Origin of the sequence: Rahnella selenatireducens, assembly GCF_046449555.1 — a bacterium.
In the GTDB taxonomy this organism is placed as follows: domain Bacteria; phylum Pseudomonadota; class Gammaproteobacteria; order Enterobacterales; family Enterobacteriaceae; genus Rahnella; species Rahnella selenatireducens.
Genome location: NZ_JBKEZJ010000029.1, coordinates 1 through 20861, shown reverse-complemented (window position 1 = coordinate 20861; position 20861 = coordinate 1). Strand labels below are relative to the sequence as shown.

The window sequence follows — 20861 nt, the reverse complement described above, 5'->3', positions numbered from 1 at the left end:
TCCTCATGACCAAACGGCCTGCTGCTTATCTGCAATAAGCAGGGCAGCAGGGCCGTTTAGTATTACCAGGACTGGGTTGCTTTGAAGGTATCGAGAATATTTTTGAATTTCCCCTCGATCTCATCGTTGTACGCACCAGTTTGGTTGATTTGCTGCAGAAGCTCGCCGTGCTCACGGTCAGCATAAGCCAACAGTGCCGCTTCGAAACTACCGACTTTGGACAACTCAACGTCTTCCAGGTAACCACGTTCTGCTGCGAAGATGATCAGAGACTGCGCAACGATAGACATCGGAGCGTATTGTTTCTGTTTCAGCAACTCAGTCACTTTCTGACCGTGATTCAGCTGTTTACGGGTTGCCTCATCCAGATCAGATGCGAACTGCGAGAACGCAGCCAGTTCACGGTACTGTGCCAGAGCGGTACGAATACCACCGGACAGTTTTTTCATGATCTTAGTCTGAGCAGCACCACCAACACGGGATACCGAAATACCCGGGTTAACCGCAGGACGAATACCGGCGTTGAACAGGTTTGATTCCAGGAAGATCTGACCATCGGTAATAGAGATTACGTTGGTCGGAACGAACGCGGAAACGTCGCCTGCTTGCGTTTCGATGATTGGAAGCGCAGTCAGGGAACCGGTTTTGCCTTTCACTTCACCCTTGGTGAATGCTTCAACGTAATCGGCGTTTACACGCGCAGCACGTTCGAGCAGACGGGAGTGGAGATAGAAAACGTCGCCTGGGTAAGCTTCACGACCTGGTGGACGACGAAGCAGCAGGGAAATCTGACGGTAAGCAACAGCCTGTTTAGACAGGTCATCATAAACGATCAGTGCGTCTTCACCGCGGTCACGGAAGTATTCACCCATTGCGCAACCGGAGTACGGTGCCAGGTATTGCAGTGCAGCAGATTCTGATGCAGTTGCAACAACAACGATGGTGTTTTCCAGTGCGCCGTGCTCTTCCAGTTTACGTACCACGTTAGAAATGGTGGACGCTTTCTGGCCGATAGCCACATAGATACATTTGATGCCGGAATCGCGCTGGTTGATGATCGCATCAATGGCCAGAGCAGTTTTACCGGTTTGACGGTCACCGATGACCAGTTCACGCTGACCACGACCGATTGGGATCATGGCATCAACGGACTTATAACCTGTCTGCACAGGCTGGTCTACGGATTGGCGTTCGATAACGCCAGGTGCGATTGCTTCAACAGCTGAGAAGCCGTCGTGCTCTACCGGACCTTTACCATCAATTGGCGCACCCAGGGTGTTAACAACGCGACCCAGCAGGCCACGGCCAACTGGAACTTCCAGGATACGGCCAGTACATTTTACTTTCATACCTTCGGCGAGGTCAGCATAAGGGCCCATTACAACGGCACCTACAGAGTCGCGCTCCAGGTTCAGGGCGATAGCGTAGCGGTTACCCGGCAGCGCAATCATTTCGCCTTGCATGACATCGGCCAGGCCGTGCACGCGGATGATCCCGTCACTGACGGAAACAATAGTACCTTCATTGTGAGCTTCGCTCACTACATTGAACTGAGCAATGCGCTGCTTTATCAGTTCGCTGATTTCGGTGGAATTCAGTTGCATGCTCCAGTCCCCTTAAGACTGCAAGACGTCTGCCAGGCGTTCAAGACGACTGCGAACGCTGCCATCAATCACCATATCACCTGCACGGATAATGACACCGGCAAGAACAGACTTGTCAATTTTGCAATTCAGCTTAACTTTGCGAGACAGACGTTTTTCCATCGCAGCAGCAATTTTTGCCTGCTGTTCTTCCGTCAGTGGATTTGCTGAGGTCACATCAACTTCAGCAATCGCCTCCAATGAGGCGCGCAGTTCGATGAACTGCTGCAGCACTTCAGGAAGAACGCGTAAACGTCCATTTTCGGCCATTACCTTAATCAGGTTCTGGCCTGCGTCGTCGAGTTGTTCACCACATACGGCAATAAACGTTGTAGACAACGTTTCTGGCGCGCTAGCACCGGAAAGCAGTTCTTCAATCTGTTCATTGCGCGTGACTTCAGCCGTGAACGCTAACATGGACTGCCAGCGATCTAAGCTTTGGTGCTCAACGGCAAAGTCAAAAGCTGCTTTGGCGTAGGGGCGAGCTACAGTTACAAATTCAGACATCAGCCCCTCCCTCCTTACAGTTCAGCGACCAGTTTATCAACGATGTCGCTGTTAGCAGCTTCATCCACGGAACGTTCGATGATCTTCTCGGCGCCAGCAATGGCCAAAATCCCGACCTGTTTACGCAACTCTTCACGGGCGCGTTGGCGTTCGGCGTCAATCTCTGCCTTAGCTTGCGCTACGATCTTGTTACGTTCCTGCTCGGCTTCGGTCTTCGCTTCGTCGACGATCTGTGCTTTACGCTTGTTCGCCTGGTCGATGATTACCTGAGCTTCAGCTTTGGCTTTCTTCAGTTGGTCGGTCGCATCGGCTTGCGCTAAATCCAGTTCTTTTTTTGCACGTTCTGCAGAAGACAAACCTTCAGAAATCTCTTTCTGACGTTTTTCGATGGCAGCCATAATTGGCGGCCATACGTACTTCATACAGAACACGACAAACAGGACAAACGCGATAGCCTGGCCGAGGATTGTTGCGTTAAGATTCACAGCACAATGCCTCTTTCAAAGTGAAATATTTGATGTAGTTCGTTTAACGCTGAGCGGACTCAGTGTTAGGCGACAGCAAACATCACGTACAGACCCAGACCAACAGCAATCATTGGGATTGCATCGACCAGACCCATAACGATAAAGAACTGTGTACGCAACAGAGGGATCAGGTCAGGCTGACGTGCAGCACCTTCCAAGAATTTACCACCCAAGATGCCGATACCGATCGCAGCACCGATTGCCGCCAGGCCCATCATCACAGCGGCAGCCATGTACAGCAGATCCATACTCAGGTTTTCCATGACAGTCTCCAGTTTGTTTCAGTTAAAACGCAGTAGTGTTGAAAGAAAATCAGTGTTTTTCAGATGCCATCGAGAGATAGACAATCGTCAGAACCATGAAAATAAAGGCTTGTAGCGTAATGATCAGGATGTGGAAAATGGCCCAAGGCACATTCAGGATCCACTGTGACCACCACGGCAACAGGCCAGCAATAAGGATGAAGATCAACTCACCCGCATACATATTGCCAAACAGTCGCAGACCCAGTGAAACTGGTTTAGACAGCAGGCTGACACCTTCAAGAATCAGGTTAATTGGAATGAAAACCGGATGATTGAATGGCTGCATTGTCAGTTCTTTAATGAAACCGCCAAAGCCTTTCATCTTAATGCTATAGAAAAGAATCAGAATGAATACGCCAAGTGCCATGGATAACGTGATGTTCACGTCAGCCGTTGGAACCACACGCAGCGCTGGCAGACCAAGGACTCTCTCACCGATAGTCGGCAGCAAATCGATTGGCAGCAAATCCATCAGGTTCATCATAAACACCCAGACGAAGACGGTCAGCGCGAGAGGTGCAATCACTTTGCTTTTGCCGTGATACATGTCACGCACGCTGCTGTCGACGAAACCAACGACCAGTTCAACTGCAGTTTGCAGCTTACCCGGGACACCGCTAGTGGCGTTTTTGGCTACGCGATGGAAAATAACCAGAAAGAGTACTCCGAGGAACACGGAGAAAAACATCGAATCGATGTTAATCGACCAGAATCCCGTCCCGATCTGAAGCTGAGTCAGATGGTGACCGATATACTCTTGTGGAGTAGAGATTTCTCCTGATGCAGACATGATGCCTCTTACCCTTTAGTAGTTAAGTACGGTAACTGTTAATGACGGCCGGTGCCAAAATCTGAGTCATCAACACCGATAAATAGGCCAACCCCAACGGGGCAAAAGCCGCCTTAAACAGGCCAAGTGCGACAATCATTAAGATTACCGTAACCAGAACCTTCAGCGCTTCCCCGATAGCAAAGGACCAGGCAACCCGTCCAGAGACCGTTGTTTGCGCCTGGTGGCGCCATGCAAACAGCATAAACAGTACATTTGGCACCCAGGCGGCCAGACCACCCATAAGGGCAGATAGGGTCCATTCCAGGCTTTTAAAACCAAACAGAGCACTGAGCAGAACAAAGGTCAATAACTGCAGTAGCAACAGCTTTCTGGCAACCTTCACACTATTGGCACTGTGTAAAATACCGGATACAGACATGACGTTTGTTCTCTCCGTATCAAGTACCTAGCTGGAGGTATTTCGAATGCCGTATATCACTGCCTTTACTGTTTTGAGTCAAGCAGCAAAAACCGAGCAAATTATACGGGGCACAGGAACGAATTCAATGGATAAGTAGCGAAAAGGTGAACAATTATTTAAATTTTCCGCTTCATCACTATTTTGACAACCAAACTATAGCTGAATTTGCCCCTTTTACTTTGCTTCGGTTATTTCATCACCTGACAAAGAAGCGTGCACTGGATCACATAATTACTCCAAGCGTCTTTATATACCCTGTGCGGTTTGAATGTCTTTAGCTAATCAGGCCTTTTAAAATCTATATAAATCATATTGTTAAGAATTTTATGTTTGATAATCAATCTTATTTAAAAATAGCCACGATTTATTGACACAACAACCCAACAAATAACAACATTTTCATTACAAGTTGAATATCACCAGGTTGACGACTGTTCAATTTCAAAAGTGACTATTGCATCCCTGATTAAAATAAAAACATCACCGAAATGCTATCAGTGTGTAAAAAATCAGTAATTGAGAGGCTATTGACGCTATTTAATTAGCCTGCTCATTTTAACTCTGATAACACACACGTTTTTTAAGGATTATTTGATAAAACTCAACTTTAGTTAGACGTCAGAATTACCAGATGACGTTCTCCGTCAAGTTCCGGAACCTGCAATTTTATGACGGTTTCCAGAGTGATACCTTCTGGCAGCACCTTCAGCTCATCATCCGGACTTATACCTTTCAGGGCATAAAATCGTCCCTGCCCTTTCTGAGGCAGATGGTGGCACCATGACAACATGTCCTGCAGCGAAGCAAAGGCACGACTGATCACACCATCAAATGGCGGCTCGGGCTCAAACTCTTCAACGCGGCTTTGCACTGGCTCTATATTCTTGAGCCCCAGCTCATGCTGAACCTGACGCAGGAAGCGTACGCGCTTACCCAGGCTGTCCAGCAGCGTGAAATGTGAATCAGGGCGGACAATGGCGAGCGGAATGCCCGGCAGGCCCGGTCCGGTTCCCACATCAATGAAACGGCTGCCTTGCAAATGCTCGTTCACCACGATGCTGTCCATGATATGACGTACGAGCATCTGCATCGGATCACGTACAGAGGTCAGGTTATAGGCCTTATTCCACTTATGCAGCAGTTCCACATAGCCAATCAGTTGCTGTTTTTGCTGATCGGGTAACGCTATTCCTGCCGCAGCAAGCAGCGAGTCCAGTTTCTTTTGCACAGTGAAATCCTCAGACAGAGTCGATATGCCGGGAACAGCCCGGTTTAGAAATGATAAAACAGCCAGAAAAGTGGGAAAAGCTAGAATTGGCCGCTCTCTGAGTTTAAAGAGCGGCTATTAAAGACATGCTTCAGGCACTGCGGCGCAGTAAACCTTGTTTTTTAAGCCAGATCAGCAAAATAGAAATCGCAGCCGGTGTAATGCCGGAGATCCTTGAGGCCTGACCAATAGACGTCGGTTTATGATCGTTAAGTTTGGCGATCACTTCGTTCGACAGACCGTTCACCTGACGGTAATCAAGATCGACAGGCAATACGGTATTTTCATTGCGCTGTTGTTTTTCGATCTCTTCTTGTTGACGGGCGATATAGCCTTCGTACTTGATCTGAATCTCGACCTGTTCTGCCGCCTGAACATCAGGTAATGCCGGCGCAAACGGAGACAGACGGGTGATCAACTCATAAGTCATTTCAGGACGACGCAGCAGTTCTTCGGCACTGGCTTCTTTCGACAGTGGTGCAGAAAGATGTGCGTTGATCTCTTCAACCTGAGCGTGGTGAGGATTTACCCAAATCCCGCGCAGACGCTGACGTTCCTGCTCGATCATTTCCAGTTTCTGGTTGAAACGCTCCCAGCGGGCGTCATCAACCAGACCGAGTTCACGGCCTTTTTCAGTCAGACGCAAATCAGCATTGTCTTCGCGAAGCATCAGACGATATTCAGCACGAGACGTAAACATACGGTACGGTTCTTTTGTGCCCAGAGTGCACAGGTCGTCGACCAGAACGCCGAGGTAAGCCTGATCGCGTCGTGGCGCCCAGCCTTCATCTTCACTGGCGCTGCGTGCCGCATTCATACCGGCCAGCAGGCCCTGTGCAGCAGCTTCTTCGTAACCTGTGGTGCCGTTAATTTGCCCGGCAAAGAACAGACCGGCGATAAATTTGCTTTCCAGCGTGGGCTTCAAATCACGAGGATCGAAGAAATCGTATTCGATGGCATAGCCAGGGCGAACGATCACCGCATTTTCCATTCCCTGCATTGAGCGGACAATTTGCATTTGAACGTCAAATGGCAGGCTGGTTGAAATCCCGTTTGGATAGACTTCATTGCTGGTCAGCCCTTCCGGTTCAAGGAAGATCTGATGAGAATTACGATCGGCAAAACGCATGACTTTATCTTCGATCGACGGGCAGTAACGCGGGCCGATCCCTTCGATGATCCCTGCATACATCGGGCTGCGATCCAGATTGTTGCGGATCACATCATGCGTTTTTTCGTTAGTGTAGGTCATGTAACACGGGATCTGGCGCGGATGCTGCGACACATTTCCCATGAACGAGAATACAGGAGCAGGATTATCGCCATGTTGTTGCGCGAGAACGCTGAAATCAATGGAGCGCGCATCAATACGCGGCGGTGTGCCGGTTTTCAGACGGTTCACGCGTAATGGCAGTTCACGCAGACGCTGTGACAAAGAGATCGCCGGAGGATCCCCGGCACGGCCGCCACTGTAGTTTTCAAGGCCAATGTGGATCTTCCCATCCAGGAAAGTCCCGACAGTCAACACAACGGCTTTGGCACGGAATTTGAGACCCATTTTGGTCACCGCACCCACGACGCGATCGTTTTCGACGATCAGGTCTTCAACAGGTTGCTGGAAGATCATCAGGTTTTGCTGGTTTTCTAACGCAGTACGAACAGCCTGACGGTAAAGCACGCGGTCTGCCTGAGCACGTGTTGCCCTTACAGCAGGGCCTTTACTCGCGTTTAGTATCCTAAACTGAATGCCCGCATGATCGATGGCTGTCGCCATCAGTCCACCCAGTGCATCCACTTCTTTAACCAGATGTCCCTTCCCGATCCCGCCAATAGCAGGGTTACACGACATTTGTCCAAGCGTGTCGATATTGTGGGTTAATAATAAGGTCTGACGTCCCATGCGTGCAGAAGCCATGGCGGCTTCAGTACCTGCATGACCACCACCTATGATGATGACGTCAAATTGATCCGGATAAAACATGCGACTGCACCTCGGCGTTCAAGCGAACTTTCTTTGTATGGCGTTGGGAGGAGGGATTCTACTCAAGTTTAGAGGTTCCACAAGTCCCCGGGGATCTTCACTAATTAAAAGAAGATCTTTTTTATTTAAAGATCTCTTATTAATACTTCTATTAGGATCGCGATCCTCTGTGCATAAGTCTCTTTTGTTTAAGAAGATCAAGATGCTGAGAAGGATCTAATGCTGTGAATGATCGGTGATCCTGGACAGTATAAGCTGGGATCAGAATTGAGAGTTATGCACAGCATGAAAAGCGAACAGGAGTTGTTAGAGGGATAATTACCGGTTTTACCCTGCTTTTAAGCATAGTTATCCACATCTGTTCGCCTGAAATTTACACTTATTTGATCAAATTAATCCAGTTGAGGACCCAAACCTCAGCGGGATCTTCAGGAATTTCGTGTTGAGTCACGTCGATCTCAAGACGATCACCGATCCGTTTGGCCCCTAATGAGGTCAGTTTCTGATCCAAAGCTGCGATAGCACCACAGAAGGTGTCATATTCGCTGCTGCCTAAACCTAAGGCACCAAAGCGGACTTTGGACAGATCGGGTTGCTGATCTTCCAACTGTTCCAGAAAGGGCTGTAAGTTGTCAGGCAGTTCACCGGCACCGTGCGTGGAACACACCATCAGCCAGATCCCGTCATGCGGGACTTCATACAGCTCCGGGCCATGAAACATCTCAGTCGAAAAACCGGCTTCTTCCAGTTTCTCTGCCACGTGTTCTGCCACATATTCGGCGCTGCCAAGCGTACTGCCACTGATCAGGGTAATGTCTGCCATTGTGTTCTCAACCCGAGAAAAGGAGACTATTGTACGCTGTGAATGAGCTGGGATCTACCTGTGGATAATAGGGGTATAGAAATGAAGGTTCAGGGCTGGATAGTCCGTGTAATGGGGTTCTGCAGGGAGATCAGGGTCTCCGTAGACTGGATCTCGTCAATGGTCTGGATCTTGTTGATAAGTACATGCTGGAGGGAATCAATGGAGCGGCACATGATCTTAATGAAGATGCTGTAATGGCCCGTGGTGTAATAGGCTTCCACCACTTCTTCTATACTCTCGAGCTTTTTCAGCGCGGACGGATAATCCTTGGCACTTTTGAGAATGATGCCGATAAAACAGCAAACGTCATAACCGAGCTGCTTGGGATTCACGGTGATATGTGCGCCGGTAATGATGCCTGCCTGCTTCATCTTCTCGACGCGTACGTGAATGGTTCCCGGGCTGACGGTGAACACTTTAGCCAGCTCAGCGTAAGGTGTGCGGGCATTTTCCATCAACGCGTTCAAAATCCCGCGATCCAGCTCGTCGAGCTGATAGATTTCAGTCATGGTTTTCTTTCTCTTTAAGCTTAATTTCTCTGCCAGCGTCGCTGAACGCGGCTTTTAACGCCGGTATCAAAGCGCCAGATATGATCGAATATACGCAGAATTCCGGGCTTTCCGTAGTGTGACATTGCCAGCGCGTGGAAGCGGTGCTGCTTTTCCCGTTGCAGCAATTTTACTTTGCTCTGCACCTCATCGGGCAGGCGCTGAGCGATAAAATCTGAGATGACGACCGCATCTGCGTCGTGCCATTGCGGAGAAGCCAGTTTGTCCAGCGTGGCATTCAGGCAGGCGGCCAGATCGGTACCGCCGCGGAAATGCTGCCCGAGAAAGCGTAACGCCTGATCCAGCCCGCCGGCAGAAGTCAGTTCGTAATGGATCACTTCGCTGGCAAACAGCATGATGTAACACTTACGGTTATCGGCGAGCGCGATTTTCAGCAGTGCCAGACAGAACGCTTTCGCACATTGTTCATTGAAGCCGCCCATCGAACCTGACGTGTCCACGCAGACCACAAAAGGGCCACGCGGCTGTGGCTCCTGTTGCTGATAAACCACCGGACGTCTCACGACTTTTTCGCACCAGACGTCGCCTTGCAGGCGGTAGGTCATCAGGCGTTTTTCCAGCAGACGTCGGTAAAATTCATATTCCAGTTCCGGAATGCCGAGTGTGCACAGCTCGGTAGGCATCAGACGCAAAATGTCATCGCTCTGATGAATGCCATTCACTTCTTCCGGCACCGTCGCCGGCTCGCGAACCATCAGCCGGTGCGTTTCCATTTTGGCATCTTCATGCGGGCTGGTTTTCACCGTCTGGCTGCGCCCGAGCTGTTCTGCCAGTTTCATCAGTTCCGGTTGCTGCTGAAGAAAAGCGCCAAAACGCGCCAGAGACTGGATATCGCCCCGGAGACGCTTTCCTTTACTCATGTCCCACAACCGGCCTGCGGCGGTATCGTTCTCTGCTAATAAAGGAGACAACTCGCTGCTCAATTCGAGACGTTGTAGCAATTCTTCCTGAAGCTGTTCCTGCTCCTGTTCCAGCAACTGATGATGAACGTTCACCGTCTGGAATGTCAGGTTCAGGCGCCAGCGCTGGAGGAATAAGGTCTGAAAGCTGTTACCGGTTTGCGCCGTGCGTGAGGTTTCATTATTGTCCCGTAAGGTACGGGCTTCGGTCGCAAAAGGGGAATTCAGACGCGCCAGCTCATCAAGCAGGGAGTTCAGCTCTGACTGAAACGTCACGGCATCAGTTTGCTGACAATGCTGATAGAGATAAAACTCTTTTGCCAGATCCGGAGGTACTGGGGTTTCGTGGATCCTCTGGCGCAGGCGCAATTTCCACTCAGGAAGATCCCGGGTCAGCGCACGTTTCAGCCGCGGAAACTTCTCGAAGAAAACTGCCAGGGCTGGCGCGGCCAGTAAGCCGACGATCAGTTCCTCGATCAGTTCTCCTTCGCTGATGGCCAGCAGAAGATCCAGTGATTCCAGGGTAAACACGATCAGTGGCCGCTGAAGGTTTGTTGCTGGAGGCGTAACTGTTCAGAAACCTGCAACAGGCTGGCTTCGATCTTTGCCATCCACGCAGCGGGAACAAACAGGCAGTTCTGCTGCTGGCTGAACTCATGTCTTTGCTGGGCGAGTTTTGCCGTGAGGTCATTCAGCGTCGTTTTCATTTCGTCCGGCACCGCGATGTGTTCATTGCCCGGTAGCGTCAGTGGCGTGCTTTGACGGCTGACGTCCAGCACCAGCAATTGCTGCTTATCATCGATTTCCGCATCAACCGTTTGAACAAAACCAATTCCGTTAAGCTTGGCTTTCAGAACGCCACCTTTATTAATCCACTCTACGAGAACGCTGCGTTCAAAAAGCAGATGCGTGACTTTAATCTCGTGCAGATGCAACGGCGTTTGCAGCAACAGCGTTACGCCGCTGGCAACGAGTGTCTCCGGCAGGCTGTATTGGGGTTTGCGGCTGAAAATACCGGCTTTTTTGCTCAGTTTAATCGACTGGCGTGAGCTTTGTTGCTGCTGATATTGCATCCATTGCTGATTGAGTTGCTGAATTTTCATCAGCAAAGTTTGTTGCTGATAAGCCTGTTCGGTGATCAGTTGCTCAATTTGGGTTTGCAGTAACTGATAGGTGTTCAGGTCATGCCACAGACAATCTTTCAGCAAAATCAGATCGATCGGAGTGATCGTATTCCGGCCGCTGAAGAAAGCGCAGGCCTGCAACAGACGGAGTGCTTTTTTCCAGCGACGGTCGGAAACATAAGGCGCGGTATCGAGCGCATCAAGGCGCTGGCGAAGCTGAAACACCAGTTCGAAGCAACTGTCTGAAAGATTGACTTTATCGATCTCAGGCTGCCATTGTTGGTATTCTTCGTCGCTGATACTCAGGGATTCCGCCACCGGATTGGTGCTTTCATTGTTGCGGCTGGTCAGCAGTAAGCGAAAGTTCTGCTTATCCTGCACTTTATCCAGCCACAGGCGAATCAGCATGCGGTCATACAATGCTTCCAAACCGCCATCGGCTTCGGGCAATTCATTGGAAGCGCTGACCAGCAAACGCATCGGAATCGGCTCTTCGCGCTCGCCATTACGAAACCGGCGTTCGTTGATGGCCGTCAGCAAGGTATTAAGGATGGCGGGACCCGCTTTCCAGATTTCATCAAGGAAGACAATTTCCGCTTCCGGCAGGTAACCTTCGGTCAGACGCAGATAGCGGCCTTCATCTTTCAGGGCCTGAATCGACAGCGGACCAAAGACTTCTTCCGGAGTAGAAAAGCGTGTCATCAGATATTCAAAAGCGCGCGCATGGCGGAAGGCAAATTTCAGGCGACGGGCTATCAGGCTTTTCGCGATGCCGGGCGGACCGAGCAGAAAAACGCTCTCTCCGCATAAGGCTGCCAGCAGGCAAAGGCGTATGGCATCTTGCCTCTCATACAGACCATGTTCTAATGCGTTAGCAAGACGGGCTATCCGTTCTGCCAGAAGGGGAGATTGCGCCATACTGTCTCTTCCGGTTTCCATTTAGTTGTTGAATAGTGTACTGGCTTATGACGATATGCCACGTTTATTTTTATCGTTATAGCTTGTTGATTACTAAAAATTTTCTATTATCAGAATTGTGACCGCGTTCATCTTAACGGCGGTTTCGCTGCACATTTAAGGGTAGGCAATCTGATTAATTCGTGCATACTGTGCGCCTTTTAGTGGGCATCATAAGATTGAGCGCACGCATCGCTTACGGATGTTCGAGCAAAAAAGAAATAAAATATGAGCACTGAACATAAACGGTCACTCCCAGCAGTAACCCTGGCCGCCATTGGTGTGGTCTATGGCGACATTGGTACCAGTCCTCTCTATACCTTAAGAGAGTGCTTTTCTGGTCACTATGGTTTCAACGTTGAACCCAGCGTCGTTTTTGGTTTTCTCTCCCTGATTTTCTGGATGTTAATCCTCATTGTTTCGCTCAAATACCTCACTTACGTGATGCGGGCAGACAACGCAGGTGAAGGCGGTATTCTTACGCTGATGTCTCTGGCTGGCAGAAATACGTCGGCACGTACCACAGCCGTTCTGGTGATCCTCGGTCTGATTGGTGGCAGCTTCTTCTACGGCGAAGTGGTTATCACGCCGGCTATCTCAGTGCTTTCCGCGATGGAAGGTCTGGAAATTGCCGCGCCTGCCCTTGATCCTTATATCGTCCCTCTTTCAATTACTGTCCTGACGTTGCTCTTCATTATTCAAAAGCACGGTACCGGCATTGTGGGCAAACTCTTTGCGCCGGTAATGTTGCTGTGGTTCCTTTCGCTGGCGGTTCTTGGTGTGAATAGCATCATGCAGAACCCTGAAGTGCTGCGCGCTATGAACCCGATGTGGGCGGTTAATTTCTTTATTGAGCATAAATCCTTCTCCTTCCTGGCGCTCGGCGCGGTCGTTCTGTCGATTACAGGGGTAGAAGCGTTGTATGCCGATATGGGGCACTTCGGGAAATTCCCAATCCGTCTGGCCTGGTTTACCGTTGTATTACCTTCTCTGGTGCTGAATTACTTCGGTCAGGGAGCGTTGCTGCTGAAAAACCCGGAGTCGATCAAAAACCCGTTCTTCCTGCTGGCACCTGACTGGGCGCTGATTCCGTTACTGATTCTGGCGACGCTGGCAACCATCATCGCGTCTCAGGCCGTTATCTCCGGTGTGTTCTCCCTGACCCGCCAGGCTGTGCGTTTGGGCTATTTACCGCCGATGCGCATTATCCACACCTCAGAAATGGAAGCGGGTCAGATCTACATCCCTGCGATTAACTGGCTGCTGTATTTCGCGGTAGTTATCGTGATTGCCAGCTTCGAGCATTCGAGTAATCTGGCGGCGGCTTATGGTATTGCCGTCACCGGCACCATGGTGCTGACCAGCATTCTTTCCTGCACGGTGGCGCTTAAAAACTGGCACTGGAAACCGTTCCTGGTCGGTCTTTTACTGATTGCTCTGCTGTTCATGGATATACCGCTGTTCGCTGCGAACGCCACTAAACTGTTCTCCGGTGGCTGGCTGCCACTGACGCTGGGTCTGTGCATGTTCATCGTCATGACGACCTGGAAAAGCGAGCGCTTCCGTCTCATGCGCCGCATGAACGAGCACGGGAATTCTCTCGAAGCGATGATTGCTTCACTGGAAAAATCACCGCCGGTTCGTGTTCCGGGGACTGCGGTTTATATGTCGCGCGCCATCAACGTGATCCCGTTTGCGCTGCTGCATAACCTCAAACACAACAAAGTGTTGCACGAGCGTGTTGTCCTGCTGACATTGCGAACAGAAGATGCGCCTTATGTGCATAACGTACGGCGTGTCACCATTGAGCAGCTTTCGCCGACATTCTGGCGCGTGGTCGCGAGTTACGGATTTAAAGAAACGCCGAATGTGGAAGAAGTCTTCCACCGCTGTGGTCTGGAGGGACTGCCGTGCCGGATGATGGAAACGTCGTTCTTTATGTCGCACGAATCGCTGATCCTTACCAAGCGTCCGTGGTATCTGTATTTCCGCGGCAAACTGTTTATGGCGCTCAGCCGAAACGCCCTGCGCGCGCCGGACCAGTTTGAGATCCCCCCGAACCGTGTGATCGAACTCGGTACGCAGGTGGAAATCTGATTTCCCATTCTGTTGTGAACAGGGCACCTTCGGGTGCCCTGTTTTATTTCTGCCTTCTCCCTCTAATTAAACGCTAACTCAAATTGCTCTGCGTTTTCTGAATTGTTCAGCGAAACGTTTCGACGCTGATCACAATTCCATCACATCTTCATTGCCAAGTTCTGCGAGTCTCATAAACTCATCGGTGAGCGAAACGTTTCGCTGTAGGAGTTAACAATGAAGAAGTCACCGCTATTAAATGCCGAAATCTCGAATGTTATTGCCCGGTTAGGTCATACCGATCAGCTGGTTATTGGCGATGCCGGTCTTCCGGTGCCAGCAGCTTGCCAACGCATCGATCTGGCGCTAACCCAGGGAGTCCCCACCTTTTTACAAGTCTTTGAGGTAGTGACACACGAGATGCAGGTTGAGCGGGCTATCCTCGCCGAGGAAATCCTCACTAAAAATCCTCAACTCCATGAAGCGTTGCTCGCCCAATTGACACAACTCGAACAACACCAGGGAAACACCATTGCTTTGGATTACGTCAGTCATGAGGCATTCAAAGCGCAAAGCGAAAAAAGTCGGGCTGTGATCCGCAGCGGGGAATGTTCGCCTTACGCGAACGTTATTCTGTGTGCCGGCGTAACCTTCTGAGGCCTTTATGCAACCTTTGCTGAAACTGACAGGGATTGATAAAGCCTTTCCCGGCGTCAAAGCACTTTCCGGCGCGGCGCTCAGCGTTTATCCGGGGCGTGTGATGGCGCTGGTGGGAGAAAACGGCGCGGGTAAGTCCACCATGATGAAAGTGCTGACCGGCATCTACCAGAAAGATGCCGGCTCAGTACAGTTTCTTGGAAAGGAAACTACCTTCAATGGCCCGAAAGCTTCTCAGGAAGCTGGGATTGGCATCATCCATCAGGAACTAAACCTGATCCCACAGCTGACTATTGCTGAAAACATCTTTCTTGGCCGTGAGTTCGTCAACGGCTTTGGCCGCATCAACTGGAAGAAGATGTACGCCGAAGCCGATAAACTTCTGGCGCGTCTGAATCTGCGTTACAAAAGCGACCGGCTCGTCGGTGAATTATCGATTGGCGACCAGCAGATGGTTGAGATCGCCAAAGTGCTGAGCTTTGAATCCAAAGTCATCATTATGGATGAGCCGACGGATGCGCTCACCGATACCGAAACGGCTTCTTTATTTAACGTTATTCGCGAACTGAAGGCCGCCGGATGTGGGGTGGTGTATATCTCCCACCGCCTGAAAGAGATTTTTGAGATTTGCGATGACGTGACCGTATTCCGTGACGGTCAGTTTATTGCCGAACGCCCGGTCAGCGAACTGCAAGAAGATACGTTGATCGAAATGATGGTGGGCCGTCGTCTCGAAGAGCAGTACCCACGCATAAACCACGAACGCGGCGCGCTGCGTTTGCAGGTTCGTGATTTGTGCGGCCCGGGCGTAGATAACGTCAGCTTTGAACTTCACAGCGGCGAAATCCTCGGCGTGTCCGGCCTGATGGGCGCGGGCCGTACTGAACTGATGAAAATTCTCTACGGCGCGTTGCCACGTAAAAGTGGTTACGTTTCGCTGGATGGCCGCGAGGTTGTCACACATTCTCCGCAGGACGGGCTGGCAAACGGCATCGTCTACATTTCCGAAGACCGTAAGCGCGATGGTTTGGTGCTCGGGATGTCGGTGAAAGAAAACATGTCACTGACCGCGTTGCGCTATTTCAGCCACGGCGGCGGGCGCTTGAAGCATGCCGATGAGCAACAGGCTGTGGGCGATTTCATCCGTCTCTTCAATATCAAAACGCCATCAATGATGCAGACCATCGGCCTGCTTTCCGGCGGGAATCAGCAAAAAGTGGCGATTGCCCGCGGATTAATGACGCGGCCAAAAGTTCTGATCCTCGACGAACCGACGCGAGGCGTTGACGTTGGCGCGAAAAAAGAGATTTACCAGCTTATTAACCAGTTCAAGCGCGAAGGGCTGAGCATCATTTTAGTCTCCTCGGAAATGCCGGAAGTTATCGGCATGAGCGACCGGGTTTTAGTGATGCATGAAGGCCATTTGAGCGGTGAATTCCCGATAGAACAGGCAACGCAAGAAGTGCTGATGGCAGCCGCTGTCGGCAAGCAATACGGCGTGACGCAGGAGTAATCAGATATGAGTTCTCAGACATTGCCAGCCAAAAAGCGCTGGATCAGTAAAGAGTGGTTGTTGGAGCAAAAGTCTCTGATTGCGTTGCTGGTGTTGATTGCCGTGGTTTCCTCTATGAGCCCGAATTTCTTCACGGTCAATAACCTGTTCAATATTCTTCAGCAGACGTCGGTCAACGCCATTATGGCCGTTGGTATGACGCTGGTGATCCTCACTTCCGGCATTGATTTGTCTGTCGGCTCTTTGCTGGCGCTGACCGGTGCGGTTGCGGCTTCCATTGTCGGGCTGGAAGTTAATGCCCTGGTTGCTGTGGCGGGCGCGCTGGCGCTGGGGGCCGGTGTCGGCGCTGTCACGGGTTTGATTGTCGCTAAAGGCAAGGTGCAGGCGTTTATCGCCACGCTGGTTATGATGTTATTGCTGCGTGGTATCACGATGGTTTATACCAACGGCAGCCCGATCAGCACTGGTTTTAACGATGTAGCAGACGTATTCGGCTGGTTTGGTATCGGACGTCCGCTGGGTATTCCGACGCCGGTCTGGCTGATGGCCGTAGTGTTTATTGCCGCCTGGTACATGCTTCATCACACCCGGTTAGGGCGTTATATCTACGCGCTGGGCGGTAATGAATCGGCCACGCGTCTGTCAGGTATCAGTGTCGATAAAGTCAAAATTATCGTCTACTCCCTGTGCGGATTGCTGGCGGCGCTGGCCAGTATTATCGAAGTGGCGCGTCTGTCTTCCGCGCAGCCTAACGCAGGTACCGGTTACGAGCTGGATGCGATTGCCGCTGTGGTATTAGGGGGAACCAGCCTCTCCGGCGGGAAAGGACGTATTGTCGGCACCCTGATCGGTGCTTTGATCCTTGGCTTCCTGAATAACGGTTTGAACTTATTAGGTGTTTCTTCCTACTACCAGATGATCGTAAAAGCAGTCGTCATTCTGCTGGCGGTTCTGGTGGATAACAAAAGCAACAAATAAACTCTCCTACAGGACTTATGACCATGAATATGAAAAAACTGGCTGTCTGGGTTTCCGCTGCAGCGATCACCGCTTCCTTCAGTGCAAACGTTCTGGCGAAAGATACCATTGCGCTGGTCGTTTCAACTTTGAATAACCCGTTCTTCGTTTCCATGAAAGACGGCGCGCAAAAAGAAGCCGATAAACTGGGCTACAACCTGGTGGTTCTTGATTCTCAGAACAACCCGGCTAAAGAACTGGCCAACGTGCAGGACCTGACCGTTCGTGGCACCAAGCTGATGCTCATAAACCCGACCGATTCTGACGCAGTGGGTAACGCTGTAGCGATGGCAAATCAGGCGAAAATCCCGGTGATCACCCTTGACCGTCAGGCCACCAAGGGCGTTGTAGCCAGCCACGTTGCATCTGATAACGCCTTCGGTGGCCAGATGGCGGGCGATTACATCGCCAAAAAACTGGGCGAAAACGCAAAAGTAATCGAACTGGAAGGGATTGCAGGAACGTCTGTTGCCCGCGAACGCGGTAAAGGTTTCGCTCAGGCCGCTGAAAAACACCATTTTAAAATCCTCGCCAGCCAGCCTGCTGACTTCGACCGCACCAAAGGTCTGAACGTTATGCAAAACCTGCTGACTGCGCATCAGGATGTGCAGGCTGTCTTTGCTCAGAATGATGAAATGGCACTCGGCGCATTGCGTGCCCTGCAGACTGCCGGTAAAACTGACGTGCTGGTTGTTGGTTTTGACGGCACAGAAGACGGTATCAAAGCGGTCAATAGCGGCAAAATGGGTGCTACCGTGGCGCAACGTCCTGAACAAATCGGCGTGATCGGCGTCCAAACCGCAGACAAAGTGCTGAAAGGCGAAAAAGTCCCGGCGGTTATCCCTGTTGATTTGAAACTGGTTGCTCAGCCGTAATATTGACGCTGTATCTGCGCGCCTCCTTGCGGGGGCGCTATTTAACTCAGGGAGCAATACGTGAAGACAGGCAAACTGGTGGTTCTCGGCAGTATCAACGCCGACCATATTTTGAATATCAACCACTTCCCGCAACCAGGTGAAACTGTAATCGGTAAGCAATACACCGTGGCTTTCGGCGGTAAAGGTGCAAACCAGGCAGTTGCTGCCGGTCGCAGTGGCGCTGATATTTCATTTATTGCCTGTGTCGGTGATGACGATATTGGCGATCGTGTTCGCAAGCAGCTGGCGAGCGACCACATTGATACGCAACCTATCGAAGCCATTAAAGAAACAACCACCGGTGTAGCGCTGATTTTTGTGAATGCGGAAGGTGAGAATGTCATCGGTATCGATGCGGGGGCAAACAAAGCCGTCACGCCTGACTATCTTGAGCGTTACAAACAAAACGTAATCGACGCTTCAGCCTTGCTGATGCAGCTGGAATCTCCGCTGGAAACGGTTATCGCCGCGGCGAAGCTGGCAAAAGACAATAATACACAGGTTATCCTTAACCCGGCACCGGCCTGTGAACTGCCTGATGAATTGCTGGCCCGGGTGGATATGATCACCCCGAACGAAACCGAAGCTGAAAAGCTGACGGGGATTAAAGTCGAAAATAATGATGACGCCATACACGCTGCCCGCGTACTGCATGATAAAGGTATCGCGACGGTCATTATTACGATGGGAAGTAAAGGTGTATGGCTGAGCCAAAACGGTGAAGGTAAGCAGGTTGCCGGGTTCCGCGTGAAAGCCGTGGATACCATCGCTGCCGGCGATACCTTTAACGGCGCATTAGTCACCGCGTTGCTCGAAGGAAAAACCATGGACAGCGCCGTGCGTTTCGCCCATGCCGCTGCCGCAATAGCCGTAACACGTCCTGGCGCGCAGCCCTCGGTTCCGTGGCGTAAAGAAATCGACGATTTTCTTGCACAACAGGAGGCCTGATTGGCCACCATGAAAGATGTCGCCCGCCTCGCGGGCGTTTCAACCTCTACAGTCTCTCATGTCATCAATAAAAATCGCTTTGTCAGTGAATCCATTGCCGACAAAGTGAATGCCGCTGTTGAACAACTCAACTATGCCCCTTCCGCGTTAGCCCGAAGCCTTAAGCTCAATCAAACCCGCACCCTCGGAATGTTGCTGACCGCCAGCAGTAACCCGTTTTATTCCGAAGTGGTTCGTGGTGTTGAGCGCAGTTGCTATGAGCGCGGCTACAGTCTGATCCTCTGTAATACCGACGGGGACGCAGAACGTATGAACCGCAGCCTCGAAACGCTTTTGCAAAAGCGCGTCGACGGGCTATTGATCATGTGTACTGAAAATCACCGACCTTCGAAGGATGCCATCAGACGTTATCCTTCATTACCTATTGTGATGATGGACTGGTCGCCTTTCGAAGGTTCAATCGATGTGATTCAGGATAATGCGTTGCTGGGCGGAGAAATAGCGACGGAACATCTAATCCGTCATGGATATAGTCGTATTGCCTGCATCACCGGCCCGCTGGACAAAACGACGGCGCAGGAAAGGCTGAACGGGTATCGTCAGGCCATGAAAAAAACCGGGCTGGAGATCCTGCCGGGTTATGAAGTCAGCAGTGACTTTGAATTTGGCGGCGGTCTGCTGGCGATGGAGCAGTTGCTGATGTTGCCCGAACCGCCTCATGCTGTTTTTGCCAGCAATGATGCGATGGCAGTGGGCGTCTATCAGGCACTTTATCAGCGCGGATTGCGGGTGCCCGATGATGTCGCTGTCGTGGGGTACGATGACATTCAGCTGGCGCAATATCTGATGCCTCCGTTAACCACCATCCATCAGCCGAAAGATTCTCTGGGCGAGCTGGCTGTCGATGCATTATTACATCGTTTGCAAGAGCCAGAATCAGAGCCTCAGGTTTTAGTGCTGACGCCGGAACTGGTGGTGCGTCAGTCCGTGGGATCACTTATCGGCAAGTAACAAGCTCTGGCATTCCTGTAATGCCACATTGGCGTTGCCTGCGAGGATTGCATCCGTCAGGCGCTGGTGATGTTCAAGCTTGATGACTTCATTCTCCGTGATCGCCCGGAAATAACTCTGGTAAACAGAACTGAACAAATTCGAAAAGGAAGTCAGGAAAGGGTTTTTACCGGCTTCATAGATCAGTTGGTGAAACTGTGTATCGACGGTTATCCAGCGTTCCCGGTCAAAGTGCTTATGTAGCTGGCGCATTTCAGACATATATAAAGAGAGCTGGTGCTTTTGCTCCTGAGTCGCTGAGATGGCTGCAAGGGCACAAGCCTGTGGCTCCAGCGCACGGCGCAAAACAATAAAATGCGCCATCACCTCATCAAAGTTCTCACGCGTCATCCACCAGGTCAGTAATTCCTGATCAAGGAAGTTCCAGCTGGACTGTGGCATCACCCGCGTACCAATCCGGGGCCGCGGTAAGAGCATCCCTTTTGCGGTTAACGTTTTCACTGCTTCACGCACTGCTGTCCGGCTGACGCCAAAAATTTCACCCAGCTCGTTTTCACCGGGAAGGATAGAACCTTCCGGGTACTCGCCAGATAAAATACGTTGTGCAATCTTCTCTGCCAGTAAGTAAGAAAGGTTACGTTGGGCAGCCTGTTGATGGGCATGGAGTAGCATTAAGGTATTCCTGAATGTTTTTCTCTTATTATAAAGGAGAGTTTACGCCACCCTCTGGCTTTAAACTGGCGCAATTTTAACTGTTTCAGGTTGTTTATTATCCAATTCGGGCGAAATCGTTGAATTAGTGAACGGTTGATAAAATAATTGAAA

General features: G+C 50.8%; 20 protein-coding genes. 7 read left to right on the top strand and 13 right to left on the bottom strand.

Going from position 1 to position 20861, the window contains the following annotated elements:
- Positions 1-62 precede the first annotated feature (62 nt).
- The 12 genes from atpA to ravA form a co-directional block, all read right to left on the bottom strand.
- Positions 63-1604 (bottom strand): F0F1 ATP synthase subunit alpha, encoded by a 1542-nt coding sequence (gene atpA, locus ACLBVC_RS24015; protein ID WP_101077834.1) that lies wholly within the window; start codon positions 1602-1604, stop codon positions 63-65.
- A 12-nt stretch (positions 1605-1616) separates the two neighbouring features.
- On the bottom strand, positions 1617-2150 hold the full coding sequence (gene atpH, locus ACLBVC_RS24010; protein WP_195825558.1) for a F0F1 ATP synthase subunit delta: 534 nt from the start codon (positions 2148-2150) through the stop codon (positions 1617-1619).
- A 14-nt stretch (positions 2151-2164) separates the two neighbouring features.
- Entirely contained in the window at positions 2165-2635 is a 471-nt protein-coding gene (gene atpF / locus ACLBVC_RS24005; RefSeq protein ID WP_104923890.1) for a F0F1 ATP synthase subunit B, read from the bottom strand.
- Between the two features lie 65 nt (positions 2636-2700).
- Positions 2701-2940, bottom strand: coding sequence for a F0F1 ATP synthase subunit C (gene atpE, locus ACLBVC_RS24000; protein ID WP_004093904.1), 240 nt, complete (start codon positions 2938-2940; stop codon positions 2701-2703).
- Between the two features lie 49 nt (positions 2941-2989).
- Positions 2990-3772, bottom strand: coding sequence for a F0F1 ATP synthase subunit A (atpB, locus tag ACLBVC_RS23995; RefSeq protein WP_410151715.1), 783 nt, complete (start codon positions 3770-3772; stop codon positions 2990-2992).
- Between the two features lie 22 nt (positions 3773-3794).
- The gene (gene atpI / locus ACLBVC_RS23990; RefSeq protein WP_410151714.1) at positions 3795-4193 is read right to left on the bottom strand and encodes a F0F1 ATP synthase subunit I; all 399 of its coding nucleotides are present in this window, start codon (positions 4191-4193) and stop codon (positions 3795-3797) included.
- Positions 4194-4842: 649 nt separating this feature from the next.
- Complete coding sequence (gene rsmG, locus ACLBVC_RS23985) at positions 4843-5463, bottom strand: 16S rRNA (guanine(527)-N(7))-methyltransferase RsmG (RefSeq protein ID WP_410151713.1); 621 nt, start codon at positions 5461-5463, stop codon at positions 4843-4845.
- 130 nt (positions 5464-5593) lie between these two features.
- Positions 5594-7483, bottom strand: coding sequence for a tRNA uridine-5-carboxymethylaminomethyl(34) synthesis enzyme MnmG (mnmG, locus tag ACLBVC_RS23980; protein ID WP_410151712.1), 1890 nt, complete (start codon positions 7481-7483; stop codon positions 5594-5596).
- 379 nt (positions 7484-7862) lie between these two features.
- The gene (mioC, locus tag ACLBVC_RS23975; RefSeq protein ID WP_410151711.1) at positions 7863-8306 is read right to left on the bottom strand and encodes an FMN-binding protein MioC; all 444 of its coding nucleotides are present in this window, start codon (positions 8304-8306) and stop codon (positions 7863-7865) included.
- Between the two features lie 89 nt (positions 8307-8395).
- Positions 8396-8857 carry a transcriptional regulator AsnC gene (gene asnC / locus ACLBVC_RS23970; RefSeq protein WP_095924057.1) on the bottom strand — a complete coding sequence of 154 codons (462 nt, stop codon included), beginning with the start codon at positions 8855-8857 and terminating at the stop codon, positions 8396-8398.
- Positions 8858-8877: 20 nt separating this feature from the next.
- Complete coding sequence (viaA, locus tag ACLBVC_RS23965) at positions 8878-10347, bottom strand: ATPase RavA stimulator ViaA (protein WP_410151710.1); 1470 nt, start codon at positions 10345-10347, stop codon at positions 8878-8880.
- A 2-nt stretch (positions 10348-10349) separates the two neighbouring features.
- Complete coding sequence (gene ravA, locus ACLBVC_RS23960) at positions 10350-11858, bottom strand: ATPase RavA (protein ID WP_410151709.1); 1509 nt, start codon at positions 11856-11858, stop codon at positions 10350-10352.
- Between the two features lie 267 nt (positions 11859-12125).
- Between ravA and kup the strand changes: the two genes are divergently transcribed.
- From kup to rbsR, 7 genes are all read left to right on the top strand, one after another.
- Positions 12126-13994, top strand: coding sequence for a low affinity potassium transporter Kup (kup, locus tag ACLBVC_RS23955; RefSeq protein WP_195814988.1), 1869 nt, complete (start codon positions 12126-12128; stop codon positions 13992-13994).
- Positions 13995-14210: 216 nt separating this feature from the next.
- Positions 14211-14630, top strand: a complete 420-nt coding sequence (rbsD, locus tag ACLBVC_RS23950; protein ID WP_195814989.1) for a D-ribose pyranase — start codon at positions 14211-14213, stop codon at positions 14628-14630.
- A gap of 7 nt (positions 14631-14637) precedes the next feature.
- The gene (rbsA, locus tag ACLBVC_RS23945) at positions 14638-16143 is read left to right on the top strand and encodes a ribose ABC transporter ATP-binding protein RbsA (RefSeq protein WP_410151708.1); all 1506 of its coding nucleotides are present in this window, start codon (positions 14638-14640) and stop codon (positions 16141-16143) included.
- A gap of 6 nt (positions 16144-16149) precedes the next feature.
- Positions 16150-17121 (top strand): ribose ABC transporter permease, encoded by a 972-nt coding sequence (gene rbsC, locus ACLBVC_RS23940; protein ID WP_195814991.1) that lies wholly within the window; start codon positions 16150-16152, stop codon positions 17119-17121.
- Positions 17122-17144: 23 nt separating this feature from the next.
- Positions 17145-18035 carry a ribose ABC transporter substrate-binding protein RbsB gene (gene rbsB, locus ACLBVC_RS23935; RefSeq protein WP_410151707.1) on the top strand — a complete coding sequence of 297 codons (891 nt, stop codon included), beginning with the start codon at positions 17145-17147 and terminating at the stop codon, positions 18033-18035.
- Between the two features lie 60 nt (positions 18036-18095).
- Positions 18096-19025, top strand: coding sequence for a ribokinase (gene rbsK / locus ACLBVC_RS23930; RefSeq protein WP_410151706.1), 930 nt, complete (start codon positions 18096-18098; stop codon positions 19023-19025).
- On the top strand, positions 19026-20036 hold the full coding sequence (gene rbsR / locus ACLBVC_RS23925) for a ribose operon transcriptional repressor RbsR (protein WP_410151705.1): 1011 nt from the start codon (positions 19026-19028) through the stop codon (positions 20034-20036).
- On the opposite strand, the gene ACLBVC_RS23920 is transcribed toward rbsR, so the two are convergent.
- Entirely contained in the window at positions 20019-20708 is a 690-nt protein-coding gene (locus tag ACLBVC_RS23920) for a FadR/GntR family transcriptional regulator (protein ID WP_410151704.1), read from the bottom strand. The genes rbsR and ACLBVC_RS23920 overlap by 18 nt on opposite strands.
- Between the last annotated feature and the right edge of the window lie 153 nt (positions 20709-20861).